General features: G+C 68.0%; 15 protein-coding genes. 7 read left to right on the top strand and 8 right to left on the bottom strand.

The window, feature by feature from the left end; genetic code table 11:
- Positions 1-248: 248 nt before the first annotated feature.
- The 3 genes from A3ES_RS0133950 to A3ES_RS0133960 all read right to left on the bottom strand — a co-directional run bounded on the left by A3ES_RS0133950 (position 249) and on the right by A3ES_RS0133960 (position 2,765).
- Complete coding sequence (locus A3ES_RS0133950; RefSeq protein ID WP_420323162.1) at positions 249-1,331, bottom strand: potassium channel family protein; 1,083 nt, start codon at positions 1,329-1,331, stop codon at positions 249-251.
- On the bottom strand, positions 1,297-2,283 hold the full coding sequence (locus tag A3ES_RS0133955; RefSeq protein WP_020391308.1) for a GNAT family N-acetyltransferase: 987 nt from the start codon (positions 2,281-2,283) through the stop codon (positions 1,297-1,299). Before A3ES_RS0133955 ends, A3ES_RS0133950 begins: the two co-directional genes overlap by 35 nt.
- An 83-nt stretch (positions 2,284-2,366) precedes the next feature.
- Positions 2,367-2,765 carry a hypothetical protein gene (locus A3ES_RS0133960; RefSeq protein ID WP_040456242.1) on the bottom strand — a complete coding sequence of 133 codons (399 nt, stop codon included), beginning with the start codon at positions 2,763-2,765 and terminating at the stop codon, positions 2,367-2,369.
- 66 nt (positions 2,766-2,831) lie between these two features.
- Between A3ES_RS0133960 and A3ES_RS0133965 the strand changes: the two genes are divergently transcribed.
- Entirely contained in the window at positions 2,832-3,437 is a 606-nt protein-coding gene (locus A3ES_RS0133965; protein WP_020391310.1) for a hypothetical protein, read from the top strand.
- Between the two features lie 339 nt (positions 3,438-3,776).
- Here A3ES_RS0133965 and A3ES_RS51790 read toward each other — a convergent pair whose 3' ends face one another.
- Together A3ES_RS51790 and A3ES_RS49395 are read right to left on the bottom strand one after the other, a co-directional pair.
- Positions 3,777-4,439 carry a hypothetical protein gene (locus A3ES_RS51790; RefSeq protein ID WP_020391311.1) on the bottom strand — a complete coding sequence of 221 codons (663 nt, stop codon included), beginning with the start codon at positions 4,437-4,439 and terminating at the stop codon, positions 3,777-3,779.
- Positions 4,440-4,460: 21 nt separating this feature from the next.
- A complete protein-coding gene (locus A3ES_RS49395) occupies positions 4,461-7,130 on the bottom strand; it encodes a S8 family serine peptidase (protein WP_020391312.1) in 2,670 nt (889 codons plus the stop codon).
- Positions 7,131-7,275: 145 nt separating this feature from the next.
- Here A3ES_RS49395 and A3ES_RS0133975 point away from each other — a divergent pair, with 145 nt between their 5' ends.
- The 4 genes from A3ES_RS0133975 (at position 7,276) to A3ES_RS0133990 (ending at position 13,890) form a co-directional block, all read left to right on the top strand.
- A complete protein-coding gene (locus tag A3ES_RS0133975) occupies positions 7,276-8,253 on the top strand; it encodes a helix-turn-helix domain-containing protein (protein ID WP_020391313.1) in 978 nt (325 codons plus the stop codon).
- Between the two features lie 129 nt (positions 8,254-8,382).
- Complete coding sequence (locus A3ES_RS0133980) at positions 8,383-9,120, top strand: ABC transporter ATP-binding protein (RefSeq protein WP_020391314.1); 738 nt, start codon at positions 8,383-8,385, stop codon at positions 9,118-9,120.
- Between the two features lie 52 nt (positions 9,121-9,172).
- Positions 9,173-11,953, top strand: coding sequence for an ABC transporter permease (locus tag A3ES_RS49400; RefSeq protein WP_020391315.1), 2,781 nt, complete (start codon positions 9,173-9,175; stop codon positions 11,951-11,953).
- 149 nt (positions 11,954-12,102) lie between these two features.
- On the top strand, positions 12,103-13,890 hold the full coding sequence (locus tag A3ES_RS0133990) for a glycerophosphodiester phosphodiesterase family protein (RefSeq protein WP_020391316.1): 1,788 nt from the start codon (positions 12,103-12,105) through the stop codon (positions 13,888-13,890).
- A 275-nt stretch (positions 13,891-14,165) separates the two neighbouring features.
- Here the strand turns inward: A3ES_RS0133990 and A3ES_RS0133995 are convergent, their stop codons facing one another.
- Positions 14,166-15,221, bottom strand: coding sequence for a carboxylate-amine ligase (locus tag A3ES_RS0133995; protein WP_202806658.1), 1,056 nt, complete (start codon positions 15,219-15,221; stop codon positions 14,166-14,168).
- A 77-nt stretch (positions 15,222-15,298) separates the two neighbouring features.
- Between A3ES_RS0133995 and A3ES_RS0134000 the strand changes: the two genes are divergently transcribed.
- On the top strand, positions 15,299-16,036 hold the full coding sequence (locus A3ES_RS0134000) for a HipA family kinase (RefSeq protein WP_020391318.1): 738 nt from the start codon (positions 15,299-15,301) through the stop codon (positions 16,034-16,036).
- Entirely contained in the window at positions 16,033-16,413 is a 381-nt protein-coding gene (locus A3ES_RS0134005) for a DUF3037 domain-containing protein (RefSeq protein WP_020391319.1), read from the top strand. Before A3ES_RS0134000 ends, A3ES_RS0134005 begins: the two co-directional genes overlap by 4 nt.
- Here the strand turns inward: A3ES_RS0134005 and pgm are convergent.
- A complete protein-coding gene (pgm, locus tag A3ES_RS0134010; protein ID WP_026163462.1) occupies positions 16,410-18,032 on the bottom strand; it encodes a phosphoglucomutase (alpha-D-glucose-1,6-bisphosphate-dependent) in 1,623 nt (540 codons plus the stop codon). The two genes, A3ES_RS0134005 and pgm, sit on opposite strands and share 4 nt — an antisense overlap.
- A gap of 63 nt (positions 18,033-18,095) precedes the next feature.
- Positions 18,096-19,601, bottom strand: coding sequence for a fused MFS/spermidine synthase (locus A3ES_RS0134015; RefSeq protein ID WP_040456244.1), 1,506 nt, complete (start codon positions 19,599-19,601; stop codon positions 18,096-18,098).
- Between the last annotated feature and the right edge of the window lie 13 nt (positions 19,602-19,614).

Consider the following 19,614-nt stretch of genomic DNA (forward strand, 5'->3'; position numbering starts at 1 on the left):
GACAGGCCCGGAATCGAGGCGATCGCCCTACCCCTCGCACCGCGTGAAGAATTGTTGCCACAGAGCGACCAAAACCCTTCACCCTCCGACCCCAGACCTGGCCCGGACCTGGCGAGCCCACCACTGGTGGGCTCGGACAGCAAGCGGCGACCTTGAACAGGAAATACCTTGTTCAAGGTCGCCTCTAGGGGTTCACGCCCACCAGTGGTGGGCTCGCACTCGGCCGGCGAGGGGCGGTGGGCCGGGGGTTACTCGTCCTGGTCGTCGGCGCCTGGGCGTTCGGCCCAGGGGGTTTCCTTGGCCGGGCGGACGACGATGAGTTTGTCGCCGGCCGCAAGCACCGAGACCGACGAGTCGTAGTACCGGTGGACCTTGCCGTCGCGGACGACGGAGACCACCCGGTCGGGCACTGAGGACGGGGCCTTGCCGACCTCGCGGCCGAGTACGGGGCGCTCAGCAACCTCGAGGCCTTCGCCGTAGGTCAGCAGGTCTTCCATCACCTCGCCCAGGTTCGGGCTGACGGCGGACAGGCCTAGCAGCCGGCCTACCGCTTCGGATGAGGTGACCACCGCGTCCGCGCCGCTCTGCCGCAGCAGCGGGACGTTGTCCTCCTCGCGGACCGCGACGACGATGTGGGCGTTCGGGTTGAGCTGGCGGACCGCGAGCGTGACGAGTACCGCCGAGTCGTCGCGGTCGGTGGTGACGATCACCTCGCGGGCGGTCATCACCTCCGCGCGGCGCAGTACGGTCCGGTTCGTCGCGTCGCCGTGGAAGGCGGCCATCTGATCGTTGCCCGCGTCACCGATCGCCTGCGCGCGCGGGTCGATCACGACGATGTCCTCGCGCTTGACCCCGTTGCTCAGCAGGGTTTGTACCGCCGCGCGGCCCTTGGTTCCGTAGCCGACGACAACCACATGGTCCTTCATGCGCTTCCTCCATCGCGTGTCGCGCATGACGCGGCGACCTTCGTTCGCCAGGACTTCCAGAGTCGTACCGACCAGCACCACCAGGAAGGAGATCCGCAGCGGCGTGACGACGAAGGCGTTCACCAGCCGGGCCGTCGGCGTCACCGGAGTGATGTCGCCGTACCCGGTCGTGGTGAGCGTGACGGTCGCGTAATAGATGCTGTCGATCAATCCGACGTGACCGTCATAGGTGTCCTTGTAGCCGTCGCGATCGACGACCACGATCATCACCATCAACGTCAGCAGGCCCAGCGCGATCAGTAGCCGCCGGGACAACTCCACCACCGGCGAGCGAGTGCTCGCGGGCAGGTTGACGAGAAGGCCGTGCGGGTTACGACCGGGCAGGGATGGCACGCGTCTGACGATAGGGCACCGACGGCCGATCCACCGCATGCGACAGGCTCTGGTCGGACAGTGCGACCGTCACCATCAGGTGCCCGCTGTCCTGCACGACCCTGGTCCGCATCCGCAGGCCCTCGACGGTCCGCAGCATCGCGACGTTCTCCGGCTGCACCATGCAGACCACACGATCGGCACCGAGCTCCCGAGCTTCCTGGATCACCCGACGCAGCAACTGCGTGCCCAGACCGTGCCGCTGCCAGCCGTCCTCGACCAGTACTGCGATCTCCATCGCAGAGCCACTCAACTCGTCCCAGGGAGCCGCAGTAGCCATCCCGACAACGGCCCCATCGGCTGCGGCGACGATGGAGACACCACCGGCAGGTGCGGACAGGTGACGCGCAGTACGAGCGGTGAGCTTCGGCATGGGGACGTGGTAGCGCCTCGTGCGGCTCTCATACGAGCACCGGTCATGCATGGCGACTACTGCGTCCGCATCCTCGACAGAGGCCTTGCGCAACTCCGGTACTGCGCTGCCAGGCCGAGGCGGCTCCTGGACCGGGCCGGCCTCCCGCTCGGCCAGCCGGCCGGCGATCTCGACCAGTACGTCGGCACGCGCCCACTCGGCCGGCGTGTACTCGTCGAATCCCTGCAGACTCTCCAGCTCCTCGTCCACCGACAGCGGGTCGTCGATGAGCCGCAGTACCGCGCGCAGGTAGCGGGTCGGGGCGTCGTGGAGGACGTCGGCCTGACACGGGCGGACCGTAGTACGGGTGCAGCCGGCTTCGGCGACCAGGGCGGTGAGGCCCTCGGCGGTCCAGCCGATGCCGGTGGAGACCACGAGTTCGTCGACCGCTCCGGACTCGGCGGTGAAGACCTCCAGGCTCAGAATGTTGATCTCGTCCGCACCACAGCGTGCAGCGAGCTCGGCCAGCGCACCTGGCCGGTCGGCGAGTTCAGTCCTGATCTTCCAGAGCATGGTGACGCCCTCCCCTCGTGGAAACGTCCTTCCACTGTGCGTGGGAGGTGTTGCCGGTCGGGGTCCTCCGTGTTACACGGACGTCAAGCCTTGCGGCGCCGCCTCACGTTGGGGAGACGGTCGGTCAGCCTCGGCTTGCTCGCCGCGAGCGCGAGCGCGTTCTCCCGGCGATCCAGGTCGGCGTGCCGGAGCAGCTCGGGATAGGTCGCCTGCGGCACCGGCGGATAGGTCGTGACGATCGCGTCGCCGCTGAAGACGAAGAACACGGCCTGCCCGTCCTTGATCACCTTGAGCAGTGACCCATCTCGCACGGTCAGCGCGTGCTCGATCGCCTTCTTCCGGGCATTCCGCTTCGCCAGCGCCGCCTGCAGGGCCTGCTGCGCCGGTTCCCGCCCATGCTTGACCGCCTCGAACGCCATCGGCCCGTACCGCACGCCGTACTTGACCACGTTCTTGGCCAACCGCCCTCTTCCACCCGCCATACTTCGACTGTACTGACTCCGCCGGGTCGAAATGCGGAGTTGGGGCCGGTCAGGCACGATGGGCGGGTGACCGTTCCTACGCCGCGCCGGCCGATTCTGCCGGGTGCCAAGTTGTTCGAGTCGCTGCCTGGCGCGCACGACCCGGCCGCGGTGGCTGAGGTCGCGCACCGGACCGCGGAGCTGCTGGTCCGCGGCGCGCGCTCGACCGAGGACGCGGACGTGATCGCCCGGGTGGTGAAACTCGCCGACGACTACGGTCTCGACGAGCTCGCCGACCTGTGGTCCGACGCGCCCGCGGACTCGCTGCCCGGCACGCTGTGGCGGCTCTATCTGCTGCGCTCGTGGGTGCACAGCAACTCCGAAGAGGTCTCCCGCGAGTACTCGAGCGGCCGCAAGTACGCCGAGGTGCACGCGGTGGTGGCCGGCGTCGCCGATCCGCCCGGCCCGACCGAGGTGCGGGACATGGTCGACGCCGTACTGCGTGGCGTCGCGACCGGTGATTTCGCGACCACCCTGGACCGCGCGGCGGCCTTTGCGCGGATCGTCGCGACCGGCCGGGCGCACCTGGCCGAGGACACCCACGACCAGGTCCGGTCGGCGTCCCGACTGGTCGAGATGGCCGACCAGTTACAGACCGCGGCGCGGACCGAACGCGCCGGTCAACTCTGGTAGTTGGCTGTCAGTTCTGCTGCGGTCCTTGCGTCCTTGCAGACTTGGTGGTAACGGCAACCGAAGCGTGAGAAGTCAACAGGACAAGGGGTTTGGTCACCCGTTACACTGTCAGAGGTGTCGGGCCGCGGTAGCCCCGGGTCCCAAATATAGCCGCTTCGAGCGGCCACGCGCCGTGAGGCGCTTCCCGGTCCGGCACCAACAATCCTCTTTTGCTCCTAGCGAGGGCTGACCCCGGCGGCCGCGGACCGCCACCACTACTGAACCCGACACCGATGCCTCGACACGCCGAGGGAAGCGGTTGCTGGCGAGGTTTAGTAGTGGTGGCCGTCCGCCCGCTTCCTAGCGGATTCCGTAGAAACGCCGCAGCGTCTGCGTCACGGACTTCCCGTTGGCGTCGGTCAGCTCGAGCTTCAGGCTCACGAAGTCACCGGCCGCCGTGTTGTCCACCGCCGCGACGACCTTCCGGCCATCGTTCTTCACCGGTACGTCGACCCACGTCGCGCCATCGTCGTACGACGCCTGCACCCGGGCCGAGGTGAGCTTGCCGGGCCGGTACCACTCCCCCGCCGCGACCGTCACCGTGATCGGATAGTTCGCGACCCTGGGCGCGCGATCATTCGCGTCGACGGACAGGTCGTAGTCCGGGAAGAGCAGCGGCAGCGGCTTGCCCGCATCGGCCGACGAGCTCTGCCAGCGCCAGCGAGTCTCGGCATCGGTCGGCGATTCCCAGACATACCCGTTCCGCTGCCAGTGGTGCAGCTTGTAGACGAGCTCGAGCTCACTCGCCTCCGCCGGCACGTCCCAAAACCCTTGACCGAACCAGCCGTACTCGCCCAGCGAAACTCCGTCCGCGAGCAACTCGGTCGAACCCAGATCCAGGAACCCCTGCATCGAGAAGTGCCCGGCCTGCGTATCGGTCCAGCCCGGAAAGTTGCTCCACACGGTATTGCCCACCCTGCCCGCAGGGACCCTGGTCAGCCCGGTCGTCTGATCGCGCAGCATGCCCGGCCGCACCCCCGCCTTTCACCACGTCTCCGTGTGCCGGCTTCCCGGCCGGTACGCCGTCGCGGTCGACGTCATCAAGGTCGCGAACGGCCACGACATGGAGTCGCTGTGTCCGACCATCTGGCTGACCTTCGTGCTCCTCTCCGCCGTGACGAGGTGCTCGACCCGGCCAGGCGCTGCGACCTGTCCGCGACTGCCTGTCGGGATCAGATTGAGGCTCCACGGCCGCCACACATCGACGTACTCCGAGTAGGTCGCGTTCTTTCCCGGCGTGTAGTAGGTGGCGTCGATCGAGGCGAGCTGACGGTCGCGCACCCGGTGAACAGTGCCACCCTTGACCTGCTTCGAGTGCGTGAACGCCAGGCTGTAGAGGTACGGCGAGGGCGCTCCCTCGGGTGAGCCGAGTTGCCAGCCCTCGACCACCTCGTAGGTGCCGCGCTTGGCCTTCGATTTCGAGCCACCGAGGTAGACCGCCTTGACCGAGTTGCCGAAGGTTCGCGTGCTGGCCAGCACCCAGTCGTCGATCACCCGGCCGAAGGTGAGGCTGCCGCCACGGCGTACGGACGGGCGTTGGGTGGTCACCTTCGCCTCGGTTGCGCGGCGGGCGTCGTACGTGATGGTGGTGTTCTTGGTCAGCGTGATCTCGGGGTCGCCAAGGTAGGTATAGGACTCGACTAGGCCGTCGGCGCTGGGTGTGGCGACGAGTGCCGACAGCGAGTAGGTGCCGGCCCGCAGGTGCAGAGTCGGGCTGATGCCGTCGAGGCCGGTGCCGTGGTTCGCGATGCTGTCCAGGTCGAAGACGTCCAGCGTGCTGATCGATGACGCTGGCTTGCCGTTGCGGTCGAGCACCTTGAAGGTGACGTCGACGTGCTGCGGTTCGAGGTAGAACCCAACAGGGGTGACGACCGTGCGGCCGTCGTTGCTGGTGGCAACCACTCGCGCGCTGACCGCGCCGTACAGGCCGTAGTCGAGCTTGGCGGCGGGATCGACGATCAGCGGAAGGTTCGCGGACTTGCCGGCCGGGATCGTCAGTGAGCTGGCGCCGAGTCTGGCCGCTGCCTTGGGCAACGGTTTGCCGTTGTTGCCGCGAACGTCGGCGGTGAATCGCAACGTCACCGGAGTCTTGCCGGAGTTCGTGTAGGTGAGTTGTTTGGTGGTCTGCTGCGATGGCTTGTGCGGCCAGGTGAAGGTGCCGAGGTCGACAGTGCCGGGACCGCTGACCTGCTGGCGGATCGCGTTGGCGATGTCGAGCTCGCCGGCGCCCTGGTCGTAGATGCCGACCGTCGAGGCCGACCGCACCGTGCTCTGCAGCGCCGACTTCAACTGCTGACCGGTCCACGACGGATGCTGCTGCTTGAGAATCGCTGCCGCACCGGCGACGTGCGGCGTCGCCATCGACGTACCGCTCATGTCCGTGTACGCCGCATCGCCGCGCCCACCGGCCCTTGCCGCGGTGATGTCCACCCCCGGCGCAGCGATGTCCGGCTTGACGGTATGACTGCCCATCACTGGTCCGCGGCTGGAGAAGTCGGCAGTCGCCGAGGTCAGATCCGTCGCCGCCACCGTGAGTGCGGATGCAGCGCAACCGGGGCTGGTAATCGTCTCGGCCGGTCCGTAAAGGTTGCCCGCAGCAACCACGATCAGTACGCCGGAACTCGCGCTGATCCGGTCGACGGCCGCTGCCATCGGGTCGGTGCAGTCGGCCGGCTCCGACGTACCGATACTCATGCTGATCACATCGGCGCCTTCAGCAACGGCCCATTCCATCCCGGCGATGATCCACGACAGTTCGCCGCTCCCCGAGTCGTTCAGGACCTTGCCCGAGAGCAGTTGAGCGCCCGGCGCGACCCCCTTGTTCCGGCCGTCCGAGGCGACGCCGCGACCCGCGACCGTCGACGACGTGTGCGTGCCGTGACCGTCGTGGTCCGCGGCATCGGGACTGTCGGTGAAGTTCTGTTGGGCCTTGACGGCACCGGCGAGGTCGGGATGCTCAGCGTCAACGCCGGTATCCAGTACTGCGACCGTGGCGCCCGAACCGTCGTACCCGGCCTGCCATGCCTGGGGCGCTCCGACGTACGGGACGCTTTGGTCGAGGGTCTTGGTCACCTTCGCGTCCAGCCAGATCTTGTCGACCTCGGACTGCGCAGTGAGCGCTCTCCAGGTTTCCCGGGCGCGCTCCTTGCCGGTTCGCAACGCAGCGGCGCCGACGGAGGGGAGCGCTCTCGTCCTGGTCGAGCCGGCCGGGATCGCTTGCTGGGCCAGCGAACGGGTCGAGCGGTAGGTCGCGATGATCGGGATGCTCCGGGTGGACGCGTCGTCGTACCGCTGCCGGACCAGGGCGCTCACGTTGAACAGCGCCTTGTCGACCTTGCCGCGCTGGACGAGTTTCGCCGCGCTGTCCGGTACGACGTACAGGTCCTTGCCGACCGTGCGTGTTTCGTAGCCGGACTGGACCGGATCGATCGGGAGGAAGCGGACACTGCTCCGGCCCTGCCCGGCCGGAGTGAGCTGGACCTTGTCGCCGGTCAGCAACGTGATCGTCCTGGCGGCGTCGGCATCGGCTTGGACCGGCAGAGCCGGTGGGCCGGACTGGGCTTCGGGTTGTGGGATCGGCGCGGCCGTCGCCGGCACAAGGACTGCGGTCAGCAGCGCGGTCGCCGCCGCACCGACCAGGAATCGGTGAACCATCGGACCACCTTCGAAGAGTTAGGACGGACTGCGCCGTAGTTCATCGCAAATCCGCCAGCCAAAGGGCCTGCGGTGCTGGCAAGATTGCGACAATTCCGGAATCTGCCAGGTGCAGACCGCCCGCGACCGTCGTCAAGGAGGCATCGTGCTCGACGTGCTCGGACTGGACGACGCCGAAGAACTGGCCTACCGCGCCCTCGTCGAGGTGCCGTCGTACGACGCCGGCAGCCTCGCCGAGCGCCTCGGCTGCCACCCCATCGAGGCAGCCCGCTCGCTGGCCGCGCTGGAGACGCTGGGCCTGGCTGCCCGCTCCAGCGGCGGCACCGACCGGTACGTCGCGTCGCCGCCCTCGGTGGCCCTTGCTGCATTGGCAGTGCAGCGCGAGGAGGAGCTCCGGCGTGCCCAGCGGGAGATCGAGTCGCTGACCGAGGTCTACCGGGGCACTGACACCGACAGGTCCGTGAGCGACGTGGTGGACGTGGTCCGCGGCGCCAAGGCGGTTGGTCAGCGCTTCGCCCAGCTGCAGATGGCTGCACGCGAAGAAGTGCTCGGCTTCGTCAAGGCGGAGATCGCGGTCGTCCCGCCCGAGGAGAACACCGAGGAAGACGCTGCAGTCACCCGCGGCGTCCGGTACCGGGTAGTGATCGAGCGCAGCTCGTTCGAACGGCCGGGCTTCTTCGCTGCAGCTTCTGACTCCCTGCAAGCTGGCGAAGAGGTCCGGGTCGTCCAGGAGCTGCCGATCCGTCTACTGATCGTGGATCGCCGCATAGCGCTGGTCCCGCTGCTGTCGGGGTCGGATCGCAGTATCGGCGCCCTGATAGTCCACCGCAGCGGCATGCTGGACGCACTGATCGCACTGTTCGACAGGGTGTGGCGTGACGGCCTACCGCTGGTCCTTGGAACCGACGGCGTCGTCGAAGGTCGCACCGGCGACAGCTTGCCGGAGCTGGACGCCCGCATCCTCGGCCTACTGCTGGCAGGGCTCACGGACCAGGCAGTAGCGAACCAGCTCGGCTTGTCGATGCGCACGGTCCAACGCCGCGTCCGTGCCCTGATGGACCTCGTCTCAGCCGACACCCGCCTGCAGCTGGGCTTCCACGCGGCTAGGCGCGGCTGGATCTAGTGCCGGATCTCGGGGTCCGGTCGGGGGCATCCCCCTGTCGCTGCCGGCTGTCCTAGGAGCAGACTCGGAGCACTATCGACGGCTTCTGGGGGAGGAGGCCGCTGATCAGCCAGGGAGGGCGATCGGCACATGGATGGACAGACGACTGTCGTACGGGCGGACGAGTTGCACCGCACGTACGGCGAGGGGGATACCGCGGTCAACGCGTTGCGTGGCGTCGGGGTGGACATCACGGCCGGGCAGCTGACCGCGGTGATGGGGCCGTCCGGTTCGGGCAAGTCGACCTTGATGCACATCCTGGCCGGGTTGGACAAGCCGACCACGGGAACGGTCCAGGTCGGCGGCACCGAGATCACCACCCTCGGCGACGACGACCTGACCAAGCTGCGCCGCAAGCACATCGGGTTCATCTTCCAGTTCTTCAACCTGCTGCCGATGCTGACCGCTCGCGACAACATCGTGCTGCCGTTGACGATCGCCGGCCAGAAACCAGATCCGGCGTACTTCGACGAGCTGGTCGCGCGGGTCGGACTGACCGACCGGCTCACCCATCGCCCGGCCGAGCTGTCCGGTGGCCAGCAGCAGCGGGTCGCGATCGCTCGCGCGCTGGTGTCCCGGCCGACGGTGATCTTCGCCGACGAGCCGACCGGCAACCTCGACTCCCGGACCAGCAACGAGATCCTGCAGCTGATGCGCGGTTCGGTCGACGAGTACGGCCAGACGACGGTGATGGTGACCCACGACGCCAAGGCGGCCGCGATGGCCGACCGGGTGCTCTACCTGGCCGACGGCGTGATCGTGAAGGAGACCGGGCGGACCGACCAGCACGAGATCCTGCAGATCATCGACTCGCTGGACCTGCAGTGAGCAGCAACGCAGTACGGGTGCTGTCGATCGGCGACGCAGTACGGGGGTTGTCGTGATCGGCTTCGCGTTGCGCGGCCTGCTGGCCCGGAAGCTGCGCACCGCGCTGACCGCGATCGGCGTCGTCCTCGGGGTGGCGCTGGTGTCGGGAACGTATGTGCTGACCGACTCGATCTCGACCGCGTTCGACTCGATCTTCTCCGAGAACTACAAGAACACCGACGCGGCGATCACCGGCAAGACCGCTTTCGACGTACCGGCTGACGGGACTGTCCCGGCGCCGTCGTTCGACGAGTCGCTGCTGGCCACGGTCGCCAAGCTGCCCGAAGTCGGCGTGGCCGGCGGTGCGGTCGCGGGCGAGGCGCAACTGATCGGCAAGGACGGCAAGGCGATCGTCTTCGGCGGTGCGCCGAACCTTGGCTTCAGCATCGATCGGGACCGGCCGGAGTTCAACTCGCTCGCGCTGGTGAAGGGCGACTGGCCGGGACCCGACCAGGTCGTGATCGACACCCAGACCGCCTCGAAGAAGGGGTTCTCGACCGGCGACACGATCGGCGTCCAGGCCCGCGGCCAGGTCCAGCCGATGCGGATCTCCGGGCTGGTCGAGTTCGGTGCGGTCTCCTCGATCGGCGGCGCGACGCTGGCCGGCTTCCAGTTGCCGACCGCGCAGCGGCTGTTCGACAAGCCGGGCAAGCTCGACCAGATCCTGCTGAAGGCCAAGAGCGGTACTTCTCCGCAGCAGCTCATCGACGCCGTCCAGAAGACTCTGCCCGAAGGCACACAGGTCCGGTCCGCCGACGACCAGGCGGCCGAGGACGCGGCTGGGACGAGCGACTTCCTGACCTTCTTCCGGACCTTCCTGCTGGTGTTCGGCGGGATCGCGCTGTTCGTCGGATCGTTCGTGATCGCGAACTCCCTGTCGATCACGATCGCGCAGCGGACCCGCGAGTTCGCCACCCTGCGCACACTCGGCGCTTCGCGGCGCCAAGTCATGAACTCGGTGGTGCTCGAAGCACTCGCGACGGGGGTGGTGGCAGCGGTCGCCGGGCTGTTCCTTGGTCTGGGGATCGCGACCGGGTTGTTCAAGATCTTCGACGCGGCTGGGCTGACGCTGCCCAACAACGGACTGGTGTTCCGCCCTCGGACCGTCGTCGTCGCGCTGACTGTCGGCATCCTGGTGACGTTGCTGGCCAGCCTGCGCCCGGCTTGGCGAGCCACTCGCGTACCGCCGATCGCTGCCGTCCGCGAAGGGGCGAAGCTGCCGCCTGGACGCTTCCAGCGCTATCGCGCGCTCGGTGCCGCGCTGCTCACCCTTGCAGGGATCGCGCTTGTAGTCGTCGGGTTGTTCGTCGATGGGTTGAGCACTGGCAGCTTGCTGGCGGCGTTGGCGATCGGCGTACTGCTGATCTTCGTCGGGATCGCGCTGTTCGCGGCACGGTTGGTCCGTCCGCTCGCGGCTGCGTCCGATCCGGTCGCGCGTGGGTCTGTGCTGGTCCTGAGCATCTTGGCCTGGCCGCTGTTCTCGTTGCCGTACTGGCTGCTGCGCCGCGGCTTCTGGGGACCGGGGGCCACCGGCAAACGGATCGGCGGGTTCGTGCTTGGCGCAGTACTGAATCCGGTGCTGCTCGTGGTCGTCACAGCCATGGCCGTACGCCGAAAGGCGAGTTCGTGGCAGCCCGAATGGCCTGCGGAGCTCCCCGGCGTACTGACTGATCGGCCCGCGGCTGGAATCGGTGGGCAGAACAGCAAGCGCGATCCGCACCGGACAGCATCGACCGCTGCCGCGCTGATGATCGGTTTGGCCCTCGTCACGCTGGTGGCGACGCTCGGCGCGGGCATCATCAAGCCGTTCGAGGATGCCGTCGACCGGATCTTCAGCGGCGACTACGCGGTCGCGGCCCAGAACAACTTCAGCCCGCTCCCGCCGACGGTCGCCGCCGCGGTCGCGACCGTGCCCGGGGTCCAGGCGGTGTCCAGTGTGCGTACCGGGCAAGGCCAGGCGTTCGACGAGTCGATCCCGATCACCGCGATCGACAGCCAGGCACCGACCGTGCTCAGCTTCGACTGGAAGAGCGGATCCCAGGCGACCCTCGGCGAGCTGGGCGCGAACGGGGCGATCCTCGACGAGGAGTACGCCGAGAAGCACAACCTGCAGCTCGGCTCGCAGTTCGCGATGACAACGGTCGCGGGCCGTACGCTCCAGCTGACCGTGCGCGGCATCTTCACACCGCCGGCGGGTGGTTCTCCGTTCGGCAACGTGACGATCTCGACCGCGACCTTCGACGCGAGCAGCCCGCAGCCACTGAACCTCATGACCTTCCTGACAATGGACGGTGGCGTGACAGCCGCGAACACCGCGGCTCTCGAGTCGGCGCTGTCCGCCTTCCCGAACGCCAAGGCGCAGACGCGCGAGCAGTTCAAGACCGCGCAGTCGGACGGCATCAAGAGTCTGCTGAACGTGCTCTACGTGCTGCTCGCGCTGTCGGTGCTGGTCAGCCTGTTCGGCATCGTCAACACGCTCGTACTGACCGTCTTCGAGCGAACCCGCGAGCTCGGCATGCTGCGCGCGATCGGGCTGACCCGGCGGCAGGTGAAACGGATGATCCGGCACGAGAGCGTGATCACCGCGCTGATCGGGGCGGTGATCGGGATCCTGCTCGGCCTCGGCCTGGCGTCACTGCTCGCGGCCCGCCTGGACGAGGTCAGCTTCGCCGTACCGACCGGGCAGCTGGTCATCTTCGCCATCGTCTCGGTCGTCGTCGGCATCTTCGCCGCCATCTGGCCGGCCCGCCGCGCCGCCCGGCTGAACCCCTTGGAGGCGCTGCAATACGAGTAGCGCTGAGTAGTTTTCGCCACCGTAGGTAAGGACATGACGGCGAGGGGTCACCATTCGGCCTCTTATCGGCTACCTTCACGAGGGCCGGGGTATCCCTGAGCGGGACATCATCGGCACCGCCCTTGGCCCCTACGTGTTAGGAACCCCTCATGCGCCGCCTCCCCCGCGCGCTGCTTCCGCTTGCCCTCGCTGCCGGTCTGCTCGGCCAGACGCTCGTCGCCATCCCCGCCGGTGCCGGGCGGGGCCGCGAGTTCGACGTCCAGGCCCACCGTGGCGGTCTCGGGCTGACCGTGGAGAGCACGATCGCCTCCTTCTCGCACGGCCTCGAGATCGGCGTCAGCACGCTCGAGCTCGACGTCCAGATCACCGAGGACGGCTACGCGGTCGTCACCCACGATCGCAAGGTGTCCGGCAGCAAATGCAAGGACACCGCGCCCTACACGCCCGGCGACCCGGAGTACCCGTACGTCGGGAAGTTCATCAAGACGCTGAGCCTGAAGCAGGTCAAGCAACTCGACTGTGGCTCGCTGACCCAGCCCGCGCATCCCGGCCAGACGCCCGATCCGGGCGCCCGGATGCCCGAGCTGCGGGACGTCTTCGACCTGGTCCACCGGTTCAAGGCGAACAAGGTCAAGCTGAACATCGAGACCAAGGTCGAGGCGGGCGCGCCGAGCGAGACCGCGCCGCGCGAGCAGTTCGTCCAGGTGGTCGCCGAGGAGATCCGCAAGGCCCGGATCAGCCGTCAGGTGACGATCCAGAGCTTCGACTGGGGCGCACTGATGCGGATGCGCGAGGTGGCTCCCGAGCTGCCGATCGTCGCGCTGACGAACCACGACTTCCTGCAGACCGGCCAGCCCGGCAAGTCGCCGTGGCTGGGTGGGATCGACATCGACGACTTCGGCGGCGATCTGGTGAAGGCGGTCAAGTCCTTCAACGCCAACGCCGTCTCGCCGGTGCACGGGTTCCCGCAGGACGGAAAGGTGAGCGATCCGGCGTACAGGCCCTATGTCACCGCCGATATGGTCCGCTCGGCTCATCGGGTCGGGATCAAGGTCGTGCCGTGGACGGTCAACGACCAGGCCACCATGCAGTCGCTGGTCGACAAGGGCGTCGACGGCATCATCTCGGACTACCCGGATCGGGTGCGGACGGTCGCCCGCGAGAACGGGTTCCGGCTGCCGATCGCGTACGACGCACCGGCGATACGCGCGCTTCCGGCAGCGCACGCTCACAACGACTACGAGCACCGGCGGCCGCTGCAGGACGCGCTCGACCGTGGCTTCAACAGTGTCGAGGCGGACGTCTGGCTGGTCGACGGTGAGCTACGCGTCGCGCACGACCTGAAGGACGCAGTACCGGGTCGCAACCTCGAGAGCCTCTACCTGAAGCCGCTTGAGCAACAGGTCCGGGAGAATCACGGCCAGGTCTATCGGCGTGGCCGCGACTTCCAGTTGCTGATCGACATCAAGAGCGATGGGCCGACCACCTACGCGGCGATCGACAAGGCGCTGCGGAAGTACCGCGGCATCAGCACGATCTTCGCCGACGGACGCGCCTACCGCGGAGCAGTCACCTCGGTGATCAGCGGCAACCGTCCACTCGACGTACTGAAGGCACAGAAGGTCCGGTACGCCGGGTACGACGGCCGGCTCACCGACCTGACCTCCAAGATGCCGGCCTCGCTGATGCCGCTGGTGAGCGACAACTGGACGAAGAACTTCACCTGGACCGGCGTCGGCCCGTTCCCGGCGAACGAGCGAGCCAAGCTGCACGAGATCGTCACCACCGCCCACCACGCCGGCTACCGCGTCCGCTTCTGGGCAACCCCGGACACCCCGGGCGCCGCCCGAGAGGCCGTCTGGTCCGAACTCACCGCAGCCGGCGTCGACCACCTCAACACCGACGACCTCCACGGCCTGGAGGACTTCCTGCGCTAGCCGCAACCACCTGATCATTCGCCCCCTTTTGCCCCTCCAGCAGACCCTTCGGCGCTCTGCTCAGGTGACGAGGGTCAAAAGGGGGCGAATGATCAACTAGTAGCGTGTCGCGTCAAAAGCTTGGGTGATTGCGGCGTCCAGGTGCGTGCATCGCGGTGGCGGAGGAGCGGCATCGATGCTTTCCATCGTTGCCGTTTCTCCGCTGCCGCGAGGTGCGTGCCTGGGCGCCGCAAGCGCCAAGATTTTGGCGCGACACGCTACTAGTTGGGTGGCCGTCAGTCGGCGACGGCGGTCAGGGCGACGATGTCTTGGCCGGCTGCGAAGGCCTTGCGTTGCTTGACGGCTCCGTTGCCATCCCGGAGTACTCGCTGGATGGTTTCGGCGACCATGTCCGCTTCTTCCAGCTGTTCGAGTGCCTGGAAGACGTGCCTTTGCAGCAAGCCGAGGAGCTCGGCCATTGGTAGTGGCCGGGCTCTCAGGACATCCAGGCCATTACCGGTGATGCCATCACGGGCCGCCAGCCAGTACGCCGCTCGTAGTACGGCCGGCTCGAGCTTCGGGCCGAGGCCGCCGTCGGCCAAACCCGTCATCACCAGCGCGCGGATGAGGGTCGCCAGCAGCACTGTCTCGTCGACGGTCAGCGGAATGTCGCTGACCCGTACCTCAACCGTCGGCAGGTGGCTGGACGGCCGGACATCCCAATAGACCATCCGCTCGTCCATGATGGCGCCGGTCGCGATGTGCATGGCGACCAGGGCGTCATAGTGCTCAGCGGACTCGAAGTACGGGGGTGGGCCCGAGCACGGCCACCGCGACCACATGATCGATCGCCAACTGGAGAAGCCGGTGTCCGAGCCAAGGTAGATGGGACTGTTGGCCGTCAGCGCCAGCAAGACCGGCAGCCACGGCCGCACGTGGTTACTGACCCGAACAGCGGCTTCCTTGTTCGGTACGCCGATGTGCACGTGGCAACCGCAAACGGCCTGCTCGCGCGCCAGCAAGCCGTAGCGGGTCGCTATCTCCTCGTACCGCGGCTTGTGGGTCACCAACTGAGCCGCCACCCCACCGGGAGGCGCCGCGATCGCCAGCAACCGCGCACCCTCCTCCGCTGCTGCTTCTGCGAGCTTTGACCGCGCCCAGCACAGCTGGATCCGCAGCTCCTCAGCCGTCTGGCAGACAGGCGTGTTGATCTCCACCTGGGCCCGGGTCAGTTCCAGCTCGACGTCTATACCGTGCGTCCCTGCGGCGACGGCCTTGCTGCGTGGCAAAGGGTTGCCGCCGGCCGAGACCAGTAGCAACTCCTCCTCGACGCCCATGGACGGGTGGCTCAAGGGTTTCTCCTCCTTCTCGCTGCCATCGAGGTACCCGGCGCCATCGGGGTGGAAACCGTGGCACTAGGCTTCGGAGCGTGAGTCTGCCGATCGTCACAGCAACCAGGTATGTGCTGCCATTGCGTGAAGGTGGTTCGCTGCCCGGTGTTGTCGAAGGCAACGATCTTGGCACCTACGTGCTCAAGTTCCATGGCGCCGGGCAGGGTCCGAAGGCGCTGGTCGCCGAGGTCATCGTCGGCGAGCTCTTCCGCCGGCTGGGCCTGCGGGTGCCGGAGCTGAAGCTCATGGAGCTCGATCCGATGATCGGCAAGTCCGAGCCCGACGAGGAGATCCAGGACCTGCTCCTGCGCAGCGCCGGCCTCAATCTCGCGGTCGACTTCCTGCCCGGCTCCTTCGGGTACGACGGCTCCAGCGGCAAACCCGACGACGCCACCCTGGCCAAGATCCTCTGGCTCGACGCGTACGTCGCCAACGTGGACCGCTCCTGGCGCAACACCAACCTGCTCGTCTGGCACAAGCAACTCTGGCTGATCGACCATGGAGCAGCGTTGTACTTCCACCACTCCTGGATGGCGGCCGAGAAGTTCACCGGCCTGGCCTACGACGCGCAGGATCACGTGTTCCGGGACGCTGCGCCCGCAGTACCGGCTGCTGATGCCGAGTTGGCGGCAGCGATCACGCCGGACCTGCTGACCGAAGTGATCGCGTTGGTGCCGGACGAGTGGATCACCGAGGGAGACCGCGAGCGGTACCTCGGCCATCTGACGGCCAGACTCGCCGACCGGTCCGCGTGGCTGCCGGGTGGTGCGCGGTGAATCTGGTGCCCTTCGACTACGTCATCCTGCGCGCGGCACCACGCATCCACCGCGGCGAGTTCGTCAACGTCGGCGCGGTGCTCTACTGCCGTTCGCTTGACTTCCTCGGCGCCTCCTGGGACGTCGACCCGCTCCGGCTGCGAGCACTCGACCCAGCGGTCGACGTGGACGTCGTGTGCGCGTCCCTGGAGCACCTCCGCGCGATCTGCGCGGGCGACCCGGAGGGTGGCCCGGCAGCCGCCACCCGGATCGGCGAACGCTTCCGCTGGCTCGCGGCACCACGCAGTACGGTCGTCCACCCGGGCCCGATCCACAGTGGGCTCACCAACGACCCCGCCGCGGACCTGGACCGGTTGGTCGACGCCTTCGTGCGTTAGGCCAGCGCCGCCGACACCACGTCGCGGGCCTCGGCGAAGACATCGGCGAGGTGGTCCTCACCCTTGAACGACTCGCCGTAGATCTTGTACAGGTCCTCGGTCCCGGACGGCCGCGCGGCAAACCAGGCCGACTCCGTGGTGACCTTGAGCCCACCGATCGCCGCGCCGTTGCCGGGCGCGCTCGTCAGCCGGTCGAGGATCGGCTCGCCGGCCAACTCGGTCGCGGTCACGGCGTCGGCCGACAGCGCGGCCAGCTTGGCCTTCTCCTCGCGACTGGCCGGCGCGTCCACCCGGCTGTACGCCGATGCGCCGAACTTCGCCACCAACTTGGCGTGCGCCTGCGACGGCGTCTCGCCGGTCACCGCCGTGATCTCGCTGGCCAGCAGCGCGAGCAGGATGCCGTCCTTGTCCGTCGTCCAGACCGTGCCGTCGAAGCGCAGGAAGCTCGCGCCCGCGGACTCCTCGCCGCCGAAGCCGACCGACCCGTCGATCAGGCCGGGCACGAACCACTTGAACCCGACCGGTACCTCCCAGAGCCGGCGGCCGAGGTCGCCGACCACGCGGTCGATCAGCGACGACGACACCAGCGTCTTGCCGACTGCGACCTCAGGACCCCATTGCCGGTTCGCGAACAGGTAGGAGATCGCCGCGGCCAGGTAGTGGTTCGGGTTCATCAGGCCCGCGTCGGGCGTGACGATGCCGTGCCGGTCGGAGTCCGCGTCGTTGCCCGTCGCGACGTCGTAGCGGTCCTTCTGGGCGACCAGCGAGGCCATCGCGTACGGCGACGAGCAGTCCATCCGGATCTTGCCGTCGTGGTCGAGCGTCATGAACGACCAGGCCGGGTCGACCCGCGGGTTCACCACGGTCAGGTCGAGGCGGTGCCGCTCGGCGATCGCGGCCCAGTAGTCCACGCTCGCGCCGCCCAGAGGGTCGGCGCCGATCCGGACTCCGGCGGTCCGGATCGCGTCGAGGTTGAGCACGGAGGGCAGATCGTCGACATAGTGCCCGAGGAAGTCGTACTCCCCCACTTGGGCCCGCGCCGCCTCGAACGGCGTACGGCGGACTTCGCGGTTGCCACCGGCGATCAGCTCGTTCGCGCGGGCGGCGATCCAGCCGGTCGCGTCGGAGTCCGCCGGACCACCGTGTGGCGGGTTGTACTTGATGCCGCCGTCACGCGGCGGGTTGTGGCTCGGCGTGATGACGATGCCGTCGGCACCCGCACCCGCCCCGCGGTTGAGCCGCAGGATCGCATGCGACACGGCAGGGGTCGGCGTCAGCCGGTCCGCGCTGTCCACCAGGGTCTGCACGTTGTTGCCGGCCAGTACTTCGAGCACAGTCCGCCAGGCGGGCTCCGAGAGGCCGTGGCTGTCGCGCCCGACCAGGAGCGGCCCGGTCGTCCCCTCCCCCGCGCGGTACTCGCAGACCGCCTGCGTGATGGCCAGGATGTGCGCCTCGTTGAAGGCACCGTCGAGGGACGAACCGCGATGGCCCGACGTACCGAAGACGACCTTCTGGGCGGGGTTCTCGACGTCCGGCGTGATCCCCTCGTACGCCGCGAGCAGCGCGTCGACGTCGACGAGATCCTCGGGCTGAGCGGGCTGACCTGCGCGTGGGTGCATGTGCACATGCAACAAGCCTTCGGCGCCGATCACAACTCCACCCGTGGCGCGTCTCGCCCGCCGTTAGCTCGCGTAGGGGGTGAGGAGTTGATCTACTGGCGCGTAGTCATCGGTGAGCAAGGGGGCATCGCCGATGAACTTCCGGATGGCCGCCGGGTCGTCGAGATAGCCGTCGTCGTCGCCGTACCGCTTGCGGATCGCCGTACCGGGCAGTGGCTGGTCGGCCGCCACCAGGATGAAGTTGCCGCCGGTCCGTCCGGCCAGCTCGGACGGCTCCGCGATCACGCCGACGTACGGGAATTCCGCCGCGACCGTGCGGATTTCGGCCTTGAGGAACGACTGCGGGCCGAAGTCGATGATGTTCGCGATGTAGAGCCCGTTCGGCTTGAGTACTCGCCGGATGTCCGCGACGATCTCGCGGGTGGTCAGATGCCACGGGACCGCGACGCCGCCGAACGCATCCATCACGATCAGGTCCCGGCTGTCCGCCTGCTCGGACCGGATGCCGAGCCGCCCGTCGCGGATCTGCAGATCGAGGTCCGGACCTGGCCTGGCACCGAGCTCGGCTTTGTCGAGCTCGATCACGCCGGAGTCGATCTCGTAGACCTTGTTCTCGGTCCCCGGCCTGGTCGCCGTCAGGTAGTGCGGCATCGTGAGGCCGCCACCGCCGATGTGCAGCACCTCCAGAGGGGACTTGTCCGGCCATCTGGTCTCGATCGCGGTCGCGAAGTTCTTCGCGTAGTCGTATTCGAGGTAGGTCGGGTCGTCGAGGTCGACGTAGGAGTGGCGGAGCTGGTCGAGGTAGAGCACGCGACCGCTCGCCCGCTCTGGGTCTCTCTCGATCCGCGCGCAGTGGTACGCCGTCTCGACCTCACAGGGCCGCGGCGCGACCACGGTGAGGCCGGTGCCGATCAGCGCCAGGGCCAAGGGCCGGGCCGCTGCCTTCAGGCCGCGGAAGAAAATCGTCAGGACGGCCCCCGCGGCGACCAGCAGGCCGCCGAGGCACAAGACGATCGTGCTGGTCGGGATCTTGGCCACGAACACGAAGCCGGTCAGGACCGTACCCGCGATCGCGCCGACCGTCGCGAAGGCGGACAACCGGCCGACCACCGTCCCGGTCTTGGCCAGCGTCGACAACCTGAGCTTGGTCACCATCGGCGTCACCGCGGCCAGCAGCGAAGCAGGCAGGAACAGAGCCACGGCGAGCGCCAGGAAGACCGCATCGGCGCCGCCCCCGCGAACTGCCTCGCCCGTCCACCGCACCACCGGCAGAATCAGCAACACCAACGCACCGGCCAGCACAACCATCGGCCCGAGCGTCCGCGTAGGCGGCATCGCGTCAGCAAGCCGCCCACCCATCGCGGCCCCCGTGGCAATCGCCGCCAAGGCCACACCGATCACCGCGGTGTTGGTCTCCAACGTCAGCCCCAGATATGGCGCGACCAGTCGCAACGCGACCAGCTCCAGCACCATCACAGCCGCGGAACTCCCGAACGCCAGGGCGATCGCGACCTTGTCGTTAACCACTCTGCCTGGCGCTTCCCGGGCAACGTCCTCCACAGCATTCACCGCGCCACCTTAC

It is taken from the genome of Kribbella catacumbae DSM 19601 (assembly GCF_000372465.1).
GTDB lineage: Bacteria > Actinomycetota > Actinomycetes > Propionibacteriales > Kribbellaceae > Kribbella > Kribbella catacumbae.